Genomic DNA, 13956 nt, shown 5'->3' with positions numbered 1-13956 from the left:
CTAAATCCCTGTTGCTGTCCCAACTAGGCTAAAATGCGCGCCTTTTTTACCCACTTATCCCTAGTTACTCCTATTTAGTCGCACAGTCGCAGAGAAATTACCTTGATCTCCACCGCCAATATCACCATGCAATTTGGTGCCAAACCGCTTTTTGAAAATGTTTCGGTCAAATTTAACAACAGCAACCGCTATGGCCTGATCGGCGCCAATGGCTGCGGTAAATCCACCTTTATGAAAATTTTGGGTGGCGACCTGGATCCCTCTGGCGGTCAAGTGATGCTGGAGCCCAACGTGCGTTTGGGTAAATTGAAACAGGATCAATTCGCCTATGAGGAATTCTCGGTGGTGGATACGGTGATCATGGGCCACACCGAACTCTGGGCGGTAAAAGCCGAACGCGACCGCATTTACGCCCTGCCGGAAATGAGCGAAGACGACGGCATGCGCGTGGCGGAATTGGAGGTGGCTTTTGCCGAAATGGACGGCTACACCGCCGAGTCCCGCGCCGGTGAATTGCTGCTCGGCCTGGATATTCCTATCGAACAACATTTTGGCCCCATGAGCGCGGTGGCACCGGGCTGGAAACTGCGGGTGTTATTGGCGCAAGCATTGTTTGCTGATCCCGATGTGCTCTTGCTCGATGAGCCGACCAACAACCTCGATATCAATACCATTCGCTGGTTGGAAGGCATGCTCACCCAGCGCAATAGCACCATTATTATCATTTCGCACGACCGTCACTTTTTGAACTCGGTGTGCACCCACATGGCGGACTTAGACTACGGCGAGCTGCGGGTATACCCCGGTAACTACGACGACTACATGATGGCGTCCACCCAGGCGCGCGAAAAGTTGTTGAACGAAAACGCCAAGAAAAAAGCACAAATAGCCGAGCTGCAAACCTTTGTGAGCCGCTTCTCGGCCAACGCCTCAAAAGCCAAACAGGCCACCTCGCGCGCCAAACAAATCGACAAGATCCAGTTGGACGACATCAAACCCTCCAGCCGGGTCAGCCCCTACATCAAATTTACCCAAAACAAAAAATTGCACCGTCAGGCGGTGACCTTGGAAGCGGTGAGCAAAGCTTACGACCGCCCGCTGTTTACCGATTTGAGTTTGCAAGTGGAAGCTGGTGAGCGCATCGCGATTATCGGCCCCAACGGCGCCGGTAAAACCACCTTGCTGCGCTGTTTGTATGGCGATTTACAACCCGACGCGGGCACGGTGAAGTGGGCGGAGCAAGCGGAAATTGGTTATTTTGCACAGGATCACGCCGCCGATTTTTCTTACGACACCAACCTGTTCGACTGGATGAAGCAGTGGACCAAAGGTGACGAGCAATTAGTGCGCGGCGCACTCGGCCGCATGTTGTTCTCCAACGACGACGTGAAGAAAAACGTAAAAGTATTATCCGGTGGTGAAAAAGGTCGCATGCTGTTTGGCAAGCTCAGCCTGGTGAACCCCAACGTCTTGTTGATGGACGAACCCACCAACCACCTGGATATGGAATCCATCGAGGCATTAAACCTCGCGCTGGAAAACTACCCCGGCACCCTGATTTTTGTCAGCCATGACCGCGAATTTGTATCCTCACTTGCGACCCGTATTATCGATATGCAGCCGAGCGGCCTGATCGACTTCCACGGTAACTACGAGGATTACCTGCGCAGTCAGGGCATTTACACAATGTAAACGCCCTTCAGCTCAGCCATAAAAAAATCCCGCATTCATCACTGGATGCGGGATTTTTTTGGTTTTATGGAGAAGGATTACGCCTTTTTCACACCTACGCTTTCTTCACACCTACGCCTTTTTTACGAAGGCCGATTTCAACATCATTGCGCCAATGCCGTCGATTTTGCAGTCGATGTCGTGATCACCCTCCACCAGGCGATTAATTTTTACCTTGGTGCCGACTTTTACCACCGACGACGACCCTTTGATTTTCAAATCCTTAATGACGGTCACGTAATCGCCATCGTGCAGTTGATTGCCATTGGCATCGCGCACGATCAAGGTTTCTTCAGCTACGCCCGCTGCTACTGCCTCTTTCGACCACTCGTGCGCGCACTCCGGGCAAATTAACAGGCTGCCGTCCTCATAGGTGTATTCGGAATTGCATTTGGGGCAGGGTGGGAGTTGGCTCATAAGTGATCTCTTTGTTAGCGGGGTAAAGGTGAAAAGGAGGTTATTTGCTGTTAGCCGCGCCATTGGTCGGTTGATTGGCGTAGCTAACGCCGTGCTTGTCCAGATATTCACGAATCAGTTGCCGCACTACTTGTGAGGGCGTCACATCCTGCTCGGCGCACAGTTGTTCAAAGGCATCTTTTTTGGTTGGGTCTATCAACACAGTCAAACGCGCGGTTTTCTGTTCCATAACGGGAGTCTCGTCAGCTATTGAGGTGATGCTATTGCCGGTATTGGGCGCTAAAGCGTATTTCGGGCGCATTTTAGCGGTATATCGCCCTGAAATGTGCCGTTTCCCCAAGTCTCCTATCTTACACATTCAGTCTGTAAATGATAATAACATTATAATGTTATTATCATTACATGCTTCTGGTGTTACACTAAAAAGCCAAGCTCATAGTCCAAGTCTGCTGTGGCCCGGGGTTAATTGCTGCTGTCTGGAATATGAGTCTGGTTACACCTTATGAAAATATCGGAAATAAAAACCAAGCTAACTGCCAATGAAAGTTTTCAGGTGGAGATGATGCGCAATCCCGCTGACCTTGCTGAGTGGGTGGTGTGGGTGCGCGAGAGCGATGGCAAAAGTTTTTTGTTAACCAATGAATTTGATGTGGTTTTGACTAATACCGATGCGAATCAATGTTTGTTACTGATGCGCACCTTGGGCATTAAGCAGGCGAACGTTGTTCTCTAAAACGAGCGCCAAATGAAACTGAAATTTTTGCTAACGGGTGCTTCCGCTATGCCAGAAGGAAAAATAGTCCACAGCACCAGCGATACTTACGGCAATATTTTGGTGGTGGATTACCCGCGTTATCGGGTACTCAGTTTTGATTCCATTTATGAACAAAGTGGTTTTTATTTGGAAAAGCCCCATGCCCTAGTGCATGAATATATTCGCATCATGATGCTGGTATTGGGGTTTATGCAGCCGCGCCACGCTACTTTATTGGGTTTAGGTGGTGGCAGTTTGTTGCGCAGCTTGCATCACTATTTATCGCACTGCGATTTTCATGTGGTGGAATTACGCTCCAAGGTGTACGACATAGCGCGCGATTATTTTGATATTCCCGACGATGAACGGGTGTGGGTGTCTATTGAAGATGCCGGACTGCAAATACAGTCCAGTAAAAATGCCAGTACCGATATTATTTTTGCCGACCTCTACGATGCTTATCATATGAGTCCGGTTCAGGCGCAGAAACAATTCGCCCAACAATGTTGTCGCACGCTCACTAAACATGGTTGGCTGGTAATTAACTTCCATCGCCTTCCTGAGCCTGGTTCCGCGTTTTTTATTGCGTTGACTGAACACTTCTCCACGCTGTTAGTGTGTTCTGGCGAGTTCGGCAATCACATTTTATTTGCCGGCAAATCAACCTCGGTCGATTACGATGGCGCGCCGGGTAAGTTGAAAAAAATGGAAAAAATCCTCAACGAAACCTTTATGCCGCTGTTTCACCGGCTTAAACCTGTCGCTATTTAGGTTCCTTACTATTTAGGTTTCTTACTGGGTGACTGCAGCGCATTTGCCGCGATTTTCACTTATCCCTCTTATTTTGTTTTTCCTTAATTTTCCCTTAAGTTTCCTTCCCTAGTCTGCACCCTAAGAACTTCCGGTTTCCAACCTTCAGGGTGCAGTAATGAAAGACTTGTCTCTTGGTTTGCCAATAAACAGCGATCACCTGGCTGAACACAGCACCAGTCAGTGGCATATGCCGCGCTTGCCGCAAATCAGAATTCCCCGCTTTGGTCTACAAACCCTTGCTTCGCCTGAGCGTGCAGCGGTGGAGGCTTATATTCATGCGCGTTTTTCGGCAGTACATGGCGCCGAGGTTACTCACTTCCTGCCCAATCTCATCAGCCTGCGTTGTGGTGGTGAATATTCGGCGGCGCTGGGTTTGGCACCGGCAAGCAGTGGCAAGTTGTTTGCGGAGCAGTATCTGGCGGCGCCTATCGAGCAGGTGATTAGCCATAAACTCGGCGTGCCGGTAGCGCGCGAGCAAATCGTGGAGGTCGGCAACCTGGTGTCAACCTGGAAAGGCAGCAGCTTATTGCTGTTTATTGTGATTGGTGAAGTGCTGGAGCGTTTGGGTTATCACTACGTATTGTTTACCGGCACCCGCGAAGTAAAAGCGCTGCTCGGGCGTTTGCGCTATTCGCCCATGGTATTGGCCGATGCGGATCCGAGTGTGTTGTCCGATGGCGGCGCCAGTTGGGGTACTTACTACAATAATCAGCCGCAAGTGATGTTTGGTGATAATCGCCCGGCGATGATGGCCGCGCGCAAAAATCCGATGTACCGCGCGACCGTTGCTGCCATCAGTCGTCCGATTGAAAAAATTTGCGCACAGTTTCTATTAGCAAATGAAAGTTGTGCGACGAAAAATTCAATCGAGCTGAGCGCTTCACTGGAGCAGAATGATGAATAAAATTCTCGCCGCGATTTATCATCATGCTGGCGCCACTCCAGAAAAAATTGCCTTAACCGGCCACAATGTCCAACTGACGTATGCGCAGCTGGCGACGCACATTAATCAGCTGGCAGACTGGTTGGTCGCGCAAAATATTGATCGCGCCGGATTGTGGGGCGAAAATTCCATTGAGTGGATTGTGGCTGACCTTGCCGCCTGGCAAGCGAATATCACCCTGGTGCCTCTGCCACGTTTTTTTTCCGCAGCGCAACTGCAGCATGTAATAACTGATGCGCAATTATCCTGCTTGCTGGTGTGTGGTGATATAACACCGGTAGCTAAAATCAGCGACCGAAAAAACTCTCCACTCGCCAATATCTATCTTGATGATTTAGCGAATGCCTCTAACGCCGCCATTGCAGATGTCACTAAAATTACCTTTACCTCTGGTACTACCGGCTCACCCAAAGGTGTATGTCTTTCAACTGCTGCATTGGAAAATGTCACCCTTGCCTTGGCAGAGCGTATTTATGCAGCGCCAGATGCAGATAAAAAACTAAATTGCCATTTGAATTTATTACCCCTTAGCACACTGCTGGAAAATATTGCCGGTGTGTATGTGCCACTGTATTTGGGTAAGCGAATTATTGTGGTGCCCGGTGTGCAGCTAGGGCTTACGGGCAGCTCGCAGCTATCGCTACCAACACTGCTGCAAAAACTCCACGAATACCAGCCCAATAGTTTGATTTTGTTGCCGCAAATTCTGCAGGGTTTGGTCGCTGCCAGCCTACAGGGTTTTAGCTTGCCAGAGTCGCTACACTTTGTGGCGGTGGGCGGCGCAAAAACCTCGGCGAGTTTAATTGCCCAGGCGCGCGCTCGCAGTATTCCGGTGTATGAAGGTTACGGCCTCTCTGAATGTGCGTCGGTGGTAAGTTTAAATTCTCCGCTGGAAAATAAAATTGGCAGTGTGGGGAAACCGCTCAGTCATGTGCAGGTACGTATCGAAAACGGTGTTATTTTTACCCGTGGTAATGCATTTAGTGGCTACCTCAATAGCCAGCATGAAAATAATGAATGGGTTAATACCGGTGATTTAGGTTATCTCGACAGCGATGGGTTTTTATTTATCACCGGGCGCGAAAAAAATTGTTTGATCAGCAGTTTCGGTCGCAATATTTCCCCCGAGTGGATTGAAGCTGAGCTGACTCTGAGCCCTGCGATTGCACAAGTGATGGTGGTGGGGGATGCCCAACCATTTTGCAGCGCGATTATTGTGCCTACACCTACCAGCTCTACCGATCAATTGTTCGCCGAGATCGCGCGCATTAATCAAACCTTACCTGATTATGCACAGGTGAAAAAATTCATTATTGCTCGCGAAGCTTTTACTCCCGTTAATCAGCTGTTAACCGACAATGGCCGCCTGCGTCGCGCGGCGATTCAGTCTGTTTATGCCGAACTGATTGATACGGTTTATTCCACTGCCTCTGAGCTTTCTTCCTCTCAGCTCTCTACCTCTTACCCCTCTACAAGCAGCACTACTGCAGGAGCAATCCATGAACTTTTTTGATCGGTTACAAGCAGAAACGGCGGTTGAGCGTAATTATTTATTGAGTGCGCCCGTTATCCAGCGCTGTATTGGTTTGGGGCAATTTAGCCTGCAGGAATATATCGCCTTCCTGACCGAGGCTTACCATCACGTCAAGCATACAGTGCCTTTATTGATGGCGGTGGGTAGTCGCTTGCCTGCTGAAAAAGAAAATTACCGTGAAGCGATTGCTGAATATATTGAAGAAGAGTTGGGGCATCAGGAATGGATTTTAAATGACCTTGCTGCCTGCGGTGTGGATAAAGAAACGGTGCGCCATAGTCGCCCCAATGCAGCCACTGAATTAATGGTGGCCTACGCCTACGACACCGTAATGCGCAATAACCCCATGGCATTTTTTGGCATGGTGCTGGTGCTGGAAGGCACCAGTATTAATTTGGCGACGCAAGCGGCGGATATTATCCAGCAACACTTGGGCTTGCCGAATAAAGCGTTTTCGTATTTGCGCTCACACGGCAGTTTGGATTTGGAGCACATGGTGTTTTTTGAAAAGTTAATGAATGGCTTGACTGAGCAAAAAGATAGGGACGATATAGTCCACGCCGCAAAAATGTTTTTCACTCTCTACGGCAATATTTTTCGCTCTATTGAGCAAAAACCGTTGGCGCAAGCCGCCTAATGGGGAGTGCATATTATGACTATGCGCGGAAAAATTGTGTTGCTCACCGGTGCTGCGGGTGGCATTGGTCAGGCTATTGCGCGTCGCCTTTCCCATCAAGGAGCGATATTAATTTTAGTTGGCCGCTCGGCGCACACACTCAATGCTTTAGCGAGGGAATTAGACTTACAAAAGAATAAAGGTTTTACACTGGTTGCAGATATTGCAACCCATGCCGGGCGGGAAAGTATTCGCACTGCATTAATTGCTTTGCCACAGCCGGTAGATATTTTAATTAATTGTGCGGGCATTAGTTTGTTTGGGCTTTTGCCCAACAACGAGCCGGAGCAAATTGAAGCTGTTATTAATACCAATGTCACTGCCACTATTTTAGTAACGCGTTTGGTGCTGCCGTTTTTGCACAAGCACAGTGGGCGTATTCTCACCATAGGTTCCAGTTTTGGTGGTCTGGGCTACCCTGGATTTGCGGTTTATTGTGCAAGTAAATTTGCATTGCGTGGTTTTAGTGAAGCGCTGCGGCGCGAGTTGAGCGATAGTGCAGTGCAAGTGGCTTATCTCGCTCCGCGCGCCACCAATACCAGCATTAATAATTCGGCAGTATGTGCACTCAATAGCGAGTTGGGTAATGCGCAAGATGAGCCTGAATTGGTTGCTTCAGTAGCCGAAAAAATGTTGTCTTCAACACGAATGCGCGATCGCAATATTGGTTGGCCGGAGCGATTATTTTTGCGTATCAACAGTATTTTTCCGCGCCTTATTGATGGTGCGCTGCGCAAACAATTACCGGTTATTCGCCGTTATGCACAATCCTCATCTGCATCGGAGGCATCATCTGCTCCTCCTGCAGAATCTAATGCAACTACTTCAACCCGTTTATCCTAAAGGTGCGATTATGAAAACTCATTTTATACACAACACAATCTTGAAAAGCGTCACGCTGGGATTCATGGCATTTTTAACCATGAGTGGTTTGGCAATGAACACTTATGCCGATGAAGCCGGTGATATACAACAATTGCAAACCCGCTGGGCCGAGATCAAATATTCCACCCCCGAGGCGCAGCAAGAAAAAGCCTTTGCCGCACTGGTGAGTGAGGCACAACAATTAACCGCCGCCAATAAATCGGCGCCTTATTTGATATGGGAAGGCATTATTCGCTCCACCTACGCTGGAGCAAAAGGCGGTTTGGGCGCGCTGGATCAAGTCAAGCAGGCTAAAAAATTATTTGAACAGGCCATTAAATTGCAGCCGGATGCCATGCAGGGTTCCGCCTATACCAGCCTTGGTTCACTCTACTATCAAGTGCCCGGTTGGCCGGTGGGTTTTGGCGATAGTAAAAAAGCCAAAGAAATGCTGCTGAAAGGCTTGAGCTATAATCCGGATGGCATAGACTCAAATTACTTTTACGGCGATTACCTGTTGGAAGAGAAACAATATCAACAGGCAATTGCAGCGTTTGAAAAAGCACTGCAAGCCGCGCCGCGCCCCGGTCGTGAATCTGCCGATGCCGGGCGCAAAGGTGAAATTGCTGCGGCCATAGCAAAGGCTAAAAAACATTTATGATCGGGTTCCCCGCCGAATTACGTTAACGGAATGTTGCATGCAAATATTGCTGGTAGAGGATGACAGTTTGCTCGCCGACGGCATTGTCAGTGCATTAAAACGCGCTGGCTTTGCCGTTAATTGGTTGGACAATGGCAAAGCGGCGTGCACCCAGGTAGTTGCTGAGCCGCCGGATATTTTGCTGCTGGATTTGGGCCTACCCGATATGGACGGGCTGGAGGTATTAAAACGGGTGCGACAAAAAAAATTGCACACCCAGGTATTAATTCTTACTGCACGCGATACCACCACCGACAAAGTTGCAGGGCTGGATTCCGGCGCCGACGATTACCTCACTAAACCCTTTGCGCTCGATGAATTGCTCGCACGTTTGCGCGTGTTGGAGCGGCGTTTGGGCACAGCCTCTTCCTCTGTGATTACCATTGCCTCTGTCGCGGTCAATACTGCACAGCATGAAGCGAGTGTGGATGGGGTGCCGCTCAGTTTATCGCGCCGCGAATATATGCTGTTAAAAGCGCTGATGGAAAGTGCCGGTGTAATTCAAACCCGCGAAGGATTGGAAGCAAAATTGTATTCCTGGGGCGATGAAGTGGCGAGCAACGCGATTGAAGTGCACATCCATAATTTGCGTAAAAAATTACCCGCCGATTTTATTCGCACTATTCGTGGTATTGGTTACATGGTGCCCAAGCTGTGAAATCCATTCGCCGTTTTTTGGTCATTGTGTTGGTGGCGATAGTGACACTGGCAAATTTTGCGGCGGCGGTGCGCGGTTATCTCGGCAGTATGGATGAAGCGGAACGTTTATTTAATCAACGTTTATTACAACAGGTAGATTTATTAAATTATGCCTTGCCATTGCAAGCAATAACGGGCAATACAAATCGCGTCATTGAATTTCCGGCGCGTGCCAGCGATGTTGAATCCTCCTTGGAATTTCAATGGGTTAATAATGATGGAACATTATTGGCGCGCTCGGCTGCCATGCCAGATACAGTTCTGGTATCGCTGGAGGAGGGCTTTCGCTATTTTAATTTTAATAATTACCGCTGGCATTTATTAGTCACCGCCAGTAGCGACAAACAAAGTTGGTACATTGTGGCCGAGCGCGATGATCAGCGTTATCGCCTGGCAGAATCCATGATTTTGCAAGCGGTTTACCCCATGGTGTTGGCGCTGCCATTAATTGCGTTAATTATTTGGTGGGTGGCTGGTGTGGGCTTGCGCCCCGTTGCCAAGCTCGCGCGGGAATTGCGTCAGCGCGAAGCGACAGATTTACATCCGCTTGAACAGCGTGACATGCCAGTAGAATTATTGCAGCTGGCACAATCGGCCAATGAATTGTTGCGCCGTCTGGATGCTTCCTTTGCGCGTGAAAAACGTTTCTCTGGTGATGCGGCCCACGAACTGCGTACACCGCTCGCCGCACTCAAAATTCACTGCGAAAATTTAGCCAGGGAATTGCACCCAGCACCGGAATCGGTGATGAAATTACAGTTGGGTATTGAACGCATGAGTTATCTGGTGGAGCAAATATTACTGCTCAACCGCACTGCACCAGATCATTTTATGGGGCGCTTTGAGCCAGTGAATTTAACTTTTTTGGCAAAACAAACGGTGGTGGATTGCAGTGCAGCGCTCGCGCAAAAAAATCATCAGATCGAATTTAATGGCGATGAGTGCTGGGTGCTGGGCGACCGCGCGGCACTGGCATCGCTGCTGAATAATTTACTCGGCAATGCCATTAAATACACCCCGGCGGATGGTGTGATTGTGGTGAATAGTTGGCTGCGCGGGAAGGATGTTGTGTTGGAAGTGATGGATAACGGCCCCGGTATTCCTGCTGAGCAACAGGCGCGGGTATTTGATCGTTTTTATCGGGTGGGTGGGGATCGCCACAATTCACAAACGCCCGGTTGCGGTTTGGGCTTGTCAATTGTGCAGCAGGTGGTGGAGTTGCATAACGCACAGATTGCGCTCACCCAATCGCGTTTTGATCACGGCCTGTTAGCCATAGTGACCTTTGCGGCCATTGCTGCACCGGTAATGATTAAAAAAATTGAGCATGGCGCTAGTAGAGATAATCACAATGAAAAAAATAACTAATACTTTTCCCCTTTGTGTGGGGTTGATGCTGTTATTGCTAAGCAGTGTTTTACAGGCAGAAGTGCCGACTTTCACTATTGAAATTCGCGGGCATTTATTTTATCCCTCACAATTGGTGGTGCCCGCCAATACCAAAATTAAATTACTGGTTATCAATCAGGACCCAACACCCGAAGAGTTTGAAAGTTACGAACTCAATCGCGAAAAAGTGATTATGGGTGGTGCCAAAGCGACGATTTTTATCGGCCCGCTCAAGTCGGGTGATTATCCTTTTTTTGGTGAGTTCAATCCCAAAACCGCGCAGGGTGTGATTCGGGTGGAGCAGTAATATGGTCGATGCCGTGTTGTTAGTATTGCGCGAAGTTTTAGAGGCGGCGCTGATGTTCAGCCTGTTGCTCGCACTCAGCCGGCAATATGAATTGCGGCTGGTGTGGAGTTTGTGGGCGTTGCTGATAGGTGTGCTGGGTTCATGGTTTCTTGCACACAATGCCTATGCGATTGCCGACGCGCTGGAGGGTACTGGGCAGGAAATACTTAACGCCGGTTTATATGCTGTGGTAGCACTCAGTTTTATTTTGCTTGCGCTAATGTTGATGCCGCAGTTGTACAAACAAGCAACGTTGCAGCGCTTAAGCCTGTCGCTATTATTTGTGATTATTGTGAGTTGTTCGCTAATGCGTGAAGGCTCTGAAGTCTGGATTTATTTATCCAGTTTTACCCATAAGCCCGATGCACTCACCTCCGCGTTAATCGGCGCGATCATCGGTACGGGAATTGGTTTGAGTTTGGGTGCTATCACCTATTACCTGTTAGTGTTTATGCGTCGCCAATTTTTTCTGCCCACCTTTTTAGTCATTGCTACCTTATTGGCTGGTGGTTTATCCATGCAAATTGCCAAGCAATTATTGCAAATTGGTTTGCTGGATTCAGCGGAGCCACTGTGGGACAGCAGTTTTATTGTGGCCGAACAAAGTTGGTTGGGGGAGCTGTTGTATGCACTGCTGGGTTACGACGCTCAGCCCACACCGATTCAAATTATTTTTTATGGCGCCGCGATTGCCCCGATTTTATTGGCAGGATTGTTTTTGGTAGTGCAGGCAGTGGTGGGTGGTGTATGGCGCAAGCGAGATCAAAACCATGATTAAAACAATTATTAAAAAAAGGATTAAATATTCTCTGCTGGGTAGTGCCGTCTGTGCGCTGCTTTTTTTTATCGCACCTGTTTATGCCGATATCACCCGTGTTTACCAGCCTTACGTTGAACAGGGCGAGCGCGAATTGGAGTACGGCGCGACCCTGCGCGATCTGGGCGGCGAGGATATTTTGTTAAACCGCGTGGGCGTGGGTTACGCGTGGAGCGATAAAATTTTCACCGAAGTGTATTTGCTCAGCGAATCCATTGGCCACGACGGTGAAGAAATTCGCGGTTATGAAGCGGAATTAAAATGGCAAATCACCGAGCAGGGTGAGTACTGGGCGGATTGGGGGCTCTTGGTGGAGGCGGGTGGTGCGCGGGATATTGATCGCCGCGAACTGGCGGTGGGTTTACTTTGGGCTAAAGAATTGGGCAGCCGCTGGGTGGGGACGGCCAACGCTATAGTCGAATACGAATACGGCGCAGATATCGAAGAGGAAGTGGAAACCGCGCTGCGTGCCCAATTTCGTTATCGCTATTCCGCCGCGATGGAGCCTGCACTGGAAATTTATCTGGATGATCAGGATTGGGCCGCCGGTCCGGCGCTAATGGGCATCCAGAAATTGGGTGGCCGCAAGCAGCTGCGCTGGGAGCTGGGCCTGATGTTTGGTCTGGATGCAGAAACACCGGACACCAGCCTGCGCTTTGGGCTTGAGTTCGAGTTCTAGTATTCCGGTTGATTTAACTTACCAAACAAGAATTATTATCATTTGTATTGATAATGGTTCTCATCTTTGCGTATGATTGGCTCCCTAATTCATTGTCCCTGGCAGCAGCTGGGTCTTACAGGAGCCATCGATGAAAGCTTTATCAGGTTTTACCCTGCTCGCGTTTTCCCTTTCTTTTATGTTCGTTCTCGGTTTTTGTTCGGCGGTATATGCCCACACGCCGTTCATCGCCCCCACCGCCTTTGAACCTGCGCACAAGGGTTGGATCAGCCTGGATGCGGGGTTTGCTGAAACCTTTTTCCATTCCGATGTCGCCTTTGATAAAGGCAATTTTCAGGTGCTAACACCCGCTGGTGTTTGGGTGGCTCCGGCGCGGGTGGAGCAATTTACCAGCCGCAGTGTGCTGGAATATCAAGCGCAGCAGGAGGGCACCTATCGCTTCACCACCGGCACACGTTTGGGTGCGGTATTTCGCATGTATGAACTCAATGGTGAACGCAAACACACCCGCGACCCCAAAGAAGTTTTGCCCAAAGGGCACAAGCTGCTCGATCACTATCAATCTGTCACCCTCGCAGAAACCTATGTGACTTTAAAAGCCCCGGACAATACCGCGCTGAAACCCTATAACAAAGGTTTGGAGTTGGTACCCATCACTCACCCCAATGATTTATATGCGGGTGAGATGTTTGAATTTTCGGTACTGCTGGATGGCAAACCGCTGGTGAATCAGCCTGTCAGTATTTTTAGCGCGCAGGATTCCACTCAACAGCAACAACCTGCATACACCACCACTACAGATCACAGCGGCAAGGCCAGTGTTGAACTCAATAACGCCGGTATTTATTTGCTGCACCTGCGTAAAAGTGCACCCGCACCCAAGGGGGCTGAGGCGCCTAATTACGGTTACATCTACACCCTGAGTTTTGCCGTGCAACCGGCGCTGTAATTTTTCCAACATTTATCTTGATGACGAGAAAATTTTTATGATGGCTAAAAAATATTTTGTCCTGCCACTGGCATTGTTGCTGTTAACCGCCTGCCAATCGGCGCCTAAACCAGAATCTACATCAGAATCTAACCCGGAGCTTAAGGCAGCAGCTAAAAAAGCGCACAGTGCTACCCCGCATCAGCGCAGTCACGGCGCGAGTGCCGGGCATCGCCAGAGTTTTATCAGGGATAACGATCAAAACGGCGACGGCGTTTTAACTCGTGCCGAATTTGATCAGGCGCGCGCGGCACATTTACGTGCTATGGATAGCAATCAGGATCAGCGTATTGATGAAGCCGAGTATGTGCAGGAGTTTGTCGCGCGTATGACTGAGGAGCAAAAAGAGCATAGAACCAAACAGCTCAAACAAGCCCATGTGCGGTTTGGGGTGTTGGATAAGGACAAGGATGGAGATCTTACGGTGAAGGAATTTGCTGTCTCAGGAACACGGATGTTCGCCGGCTGGGATTTAAATGAGGATGGTGTCATCAACGAGCAAGATCCATTGCCGACACCGTAAATAATTTTTCACCTACCACTTGTTCACCCGAAAGTTTTTACCTCCAAAAAAAGAAAAATCAAAAACTCATAAAAGAGTGTGCC

General features: G+C 49.1%; 17 protein-coding genes. 15 read left to right on the top strand and 2 right to left on the bottom strand.

The features are described 5' to 3' along the window. Positions 1-102 precede the first annotated feature (102 nt). Positions 103-1692, top strand: a complete 1590-nt coding sequence (locus NNX04_RS10570; RefSeq protein ID WP_007644679.1) for an ABC-F family ATPase — start codon at positions 103-105, stop codon at positions 1690-1692. A gap of 111 nt (positions 1693-1803) precedes the next feature. Here NNX04_RS10570 and NNX04_RS10565 read toward each other — a convergent pair whose 3' ends face one another. Both NNX04_RS10565 and NNX04_RS10560 read right to left on the bottom strand, forming a co-directional pair. Next, positions 1804-2148 (bottom strand): zinc ribbon domain-containing protein YjdM, encoded by a 345-nt coding sequence (locus NNX04_RS10565; protein WP_261945737.1) that lies wholly within the window; start codon positions 2146-2148, stop codon positions 1804-1806. Between the two features lie 40 nt (positions 2149-2188). Continuing rightward, entirely contained in the window at positions 2189-2377 is a 189-nt protein-coding gene (locus NNX04_RS10560; RefSeq protein ID WP_261945736.1) for a ribbon-helix-helix domain-containing protein, read from the bottom strand. A gap of 273 nt (positions 2378-2650) precedes the next feature. On the opposite strand from NNX04_RS10560, the gene NNX04_RS10555 reads away from it, so the two are divergent. From NNX04_RS10555 to NNX04_RS10490, 14 genes are all read left to right on the top strand, one after another. After that, on the top strand, positions 2651-2881 hold the full coding sequence (locus NNX04_RS10555) for a hypothetical protein (protein ID WP_261945735.1): 231 nt from the start codon (positions 2651-2653) through the stop codon (positions 2879-2881). Between the two features lie 12 nt (positions 2882-2893). After that, on the top strand, positions 2894-3673 hold the full coding sequence (locus tag NNX04_RS10550) for a hypothetical protein (protein WP_261945734.1): 780 nt from the start codon (positions 2894-2896) through the stop codon (positions 3671-3673). 157 nt (positions 3674-3830) lie between these two features. Beyond that, positions 3831-4619: a thermostable hemolysin gene (locus NNX04_RS10545; protein WP_261945733.1), complete on the top strand. Its 789-nt coding sequence runs from the start codon at positions 3831-3833 to the stop codon at positions 4617-4619. After that, positions 4609-6171: an AMP-binding protein gene (locus NNX04_RS10540; RefSeq protein WP_261945732.1), complete on the top strand. Its 1563-nt coding sequence runs from the start codon at positions 4609-4611 to the stop codon at positions 6169-6171. The genes NNX04_RS10545 and NNX04_RS10540 overlap by 11 nt, the downstream gene beginning before the upstream one ends. Then, positions 6158-6829, top strand: coding sequence for a TenA family transcriptional regulator (locus NNX04_RS10535; RefSeq protein ID WP_261945731.1), 672 nt, complete (start codon positions 6158-6160; stop codon positions 6827-6829). The genes NNX04_RS10540 and NNX04_RS10535 overlap by 14 nt, the downstream gene beginning before the upstream one ends. Before the next feature lie 15 nt (positions 6830-6844). Further along, positions 6845-7711, top strand: a complete 867-nt coding sequence (locus NNX04_RS10530; RefSeq protein WP_261945730.1) for an SDR family oxidoreductase — start codon at positions 6845-6847, stop codon at positions 7709-7711. Between the two features lie 10 nt (positions 7712-7721). Next, entirely contained in the window at positions 7722-8393 is a 672-nt protein-coding gene (locus NNX04_RS10525) for a tetratricopeptide repeat protein (RefSeq protein ID WP_261945729.1), read from the top strand. A 37-nt stretch (positions 8394-8430) separates the two neighbouring features. After that, a complete protein-coding gene (locus NNX04_RS10520) occupies positions 8431-9090 on the top strand; it encodes a response regulator (protein WP_261945728.1) in 660 nt (219 codons plus the stop codon). After that, entirely contained in the window at positions 9087-10499 is a 1413-nt protein-coding gene (locus NNX04_RS10515; RefSeq protein ID WP_261945727.1) for an ATP-binding protein, read from the top strand. The genes NNX04_RS10520 and NNX04_RS10515 overlap by 4 nt, the downstream gene beginning before the upstream one ends. Next, positions 10483-10827 carry a cupredoxin domain-containing protein gene (locus tag NNX04_RS10510; RefSeq protein ID WP_261945726.1) on the top strand — a complete coding sequence of 115 codons (345 nt, stop codon included), beginning with the start codon at positions 10483-10485 and terminating at the stop codon, positions 10825-10827. The genes NNX04_RS10515 and NNX04_RS10510 overlap by 17 nt, the downstream gene beginning before the upstream one ends. Before the next feature lies 1 nt (position 10828). Continuing rightward, on the top strand, positions 10829-11644 hold the full coding sequence (locus NNX04_RS10505; RefSeq protein ID WP_007644691.1) for an FTR1 family protein: 816 nt from the start codon (positions 10829-10831) through the stop codon (positions 11642-11644). After that, on the top strand, positions 11637-12362 hold the full coding sequence (locus tag NNX04_RS10500) for a hypothetical protein (RefSeq protein WP_261945725.1): 726 nt from the start codon (positions 11637-11639) through the stop codon (positions 12360-12362). The genes NNX04_RS10505 and NNX04_RS10500 overlap by 8 nt, the downstream gene beginning before the upstream one ends. A gap of 130 nt (positions 12363-12492) precedes the next feature. Beyond that, positions 12493-13311 carry a DUF4198 domain-containing protein gene (locus NNX04_RS10495; protein ID WP_261945724.1) on the top strand — a complete coding sequence of 273 codons (819 nt, stop codon included), beginning with the start codon at positions 12493-12495 and terminating at the stop codon, positions 13309-13311. Positions 13312-13348: 37 nt separating this feature from the next. Then, positions 13349-13873 (top strand): EF-hand domain-containing protein, encoded by a 525-nt coding sequence (locus NNX04_RS10490; protein ID WP_261945723.1) that lies wholly within the window; start codon positions 13349-13351, stop codon positions 13871-13873. Positions 13874-13956 lie beyond the last annotated feature (83 nt).

Source organism: Cellvibrio sp. QJXJ (genome assembly GCF_024452345.1).
Classification (GTDB): Bacteria; Pseudomonadota; Gammaproteobacteria; order Pseudomonadales; family Cellvibrionaceae; genus Cellvibrio.
This window is presented reverse-complemented; position numbering and strand designations above follow the sequence as displayed.

Bases quoted from the DNA above. Each gene is read 5' to 3' on its own strand.
- NNX04_RS10565 (WP_261945737.1), bottom strand. From the start codon at position 2,148: ATGAGCCAACTCCCACCCTGCCCCAAATGCAATTCCGAATACACCTAT.
- NNX04_RS10560 (WP_261945736.1), bottom strand. From the start codon at position 2,377: ATGGAACAGAAAACCGCGCGTTTGACTGTGTTGATAGACCCAACCAAA.
- NNX04_RS10555 (WP_261945735.1), top strand. From the start codon at position 2,651: ATGAAAATATCGGAAATAAAAACCAAGCTAACTGCCAATGAAAGTTTT.
- NNX04_RS10550 (WP_261945734.1), top strand. From the start codon at position 2,894: ATGAAACTGAAATTTTTGCTAACGGGTGCTTCCGCTATGCCAGAAGGA.
- NNX04_RS10545 (WP_261945733.1), top strand. From the start codon at position 3,831: ATGAAAGACTTGTCTCTTGGTTTGCCAATAAACAGCGATCACCTGGCT.
- NNX04_RS10540 (WP_261945732.1), top strand. From the start codon at position 4,609: ATGATGAATAAAATTCTCGCCGCGATTTATCATCATGCTGGCGCCACT.
- NNX04_RS10535 (WP_261945731.1), top strand. From the start codon at position 6,158: ATGAACTTTTTTGATCGGTTACAAGCAGAAACGGCGGTTGAGCGTAAT.
- NNX04_RS10530 (WP_261945730.1), top strand. From the start codon at position 6,845: ATGACTATGCGCGGAAAAATTGTGTTGCTCACCGGTGCTGCGGGTGGC.
- NNX04_RS10525 (WP_261945729.1), top strand. From the start codon at position 7,722: ATGAAAACTCATTTTATACACAACACAATCTTGAAAAGCGTCACGCTG.
- NNX04_RS10520 (WP_261945728.1), top strand. From the start codon at position 8,431: ATGCAAATATTGCTGGTAGAGGATGACAGTTTGCTCGCCGACGGCATT.
- NNX04_RS10510 (WP_261945726.1), top strand. From the start codon at position 10,483: ATGAAAAAAATAACTAATACTTTTCCCCTTTGTGTGGGGTTGATGCTG.
- NNX04_RS10505 (WP_007644691.1), top strand. From the start codon at position 10,829: ATGGTCGATGCCGTGTTGTTAGTATTGCGCGAAGTTTTAGAGGCGGCG.
- NNX04_RS10500 (WP_261945725.1), top strand. From the start codon at position 11,637: ATGATTAAAACAATTATTAAAAAAAGGATTAAATATTCTCTGCTGGGT.
- NNX04_RS10495 (WP_261945724.1), top strand. From the start codon at position 12,493: ATGAAAGCTTTATCAGGTTTTACCCTGCTCGCGTTTTCCCTTTCTTTT.
- NNX04_RS10490 (WP_261945723.1), top strand. From the start codon at position 13,349: ATGATGGCTAAAAAATATTTTGTCCTGCCACTGGCATTGTTGCTGTTA.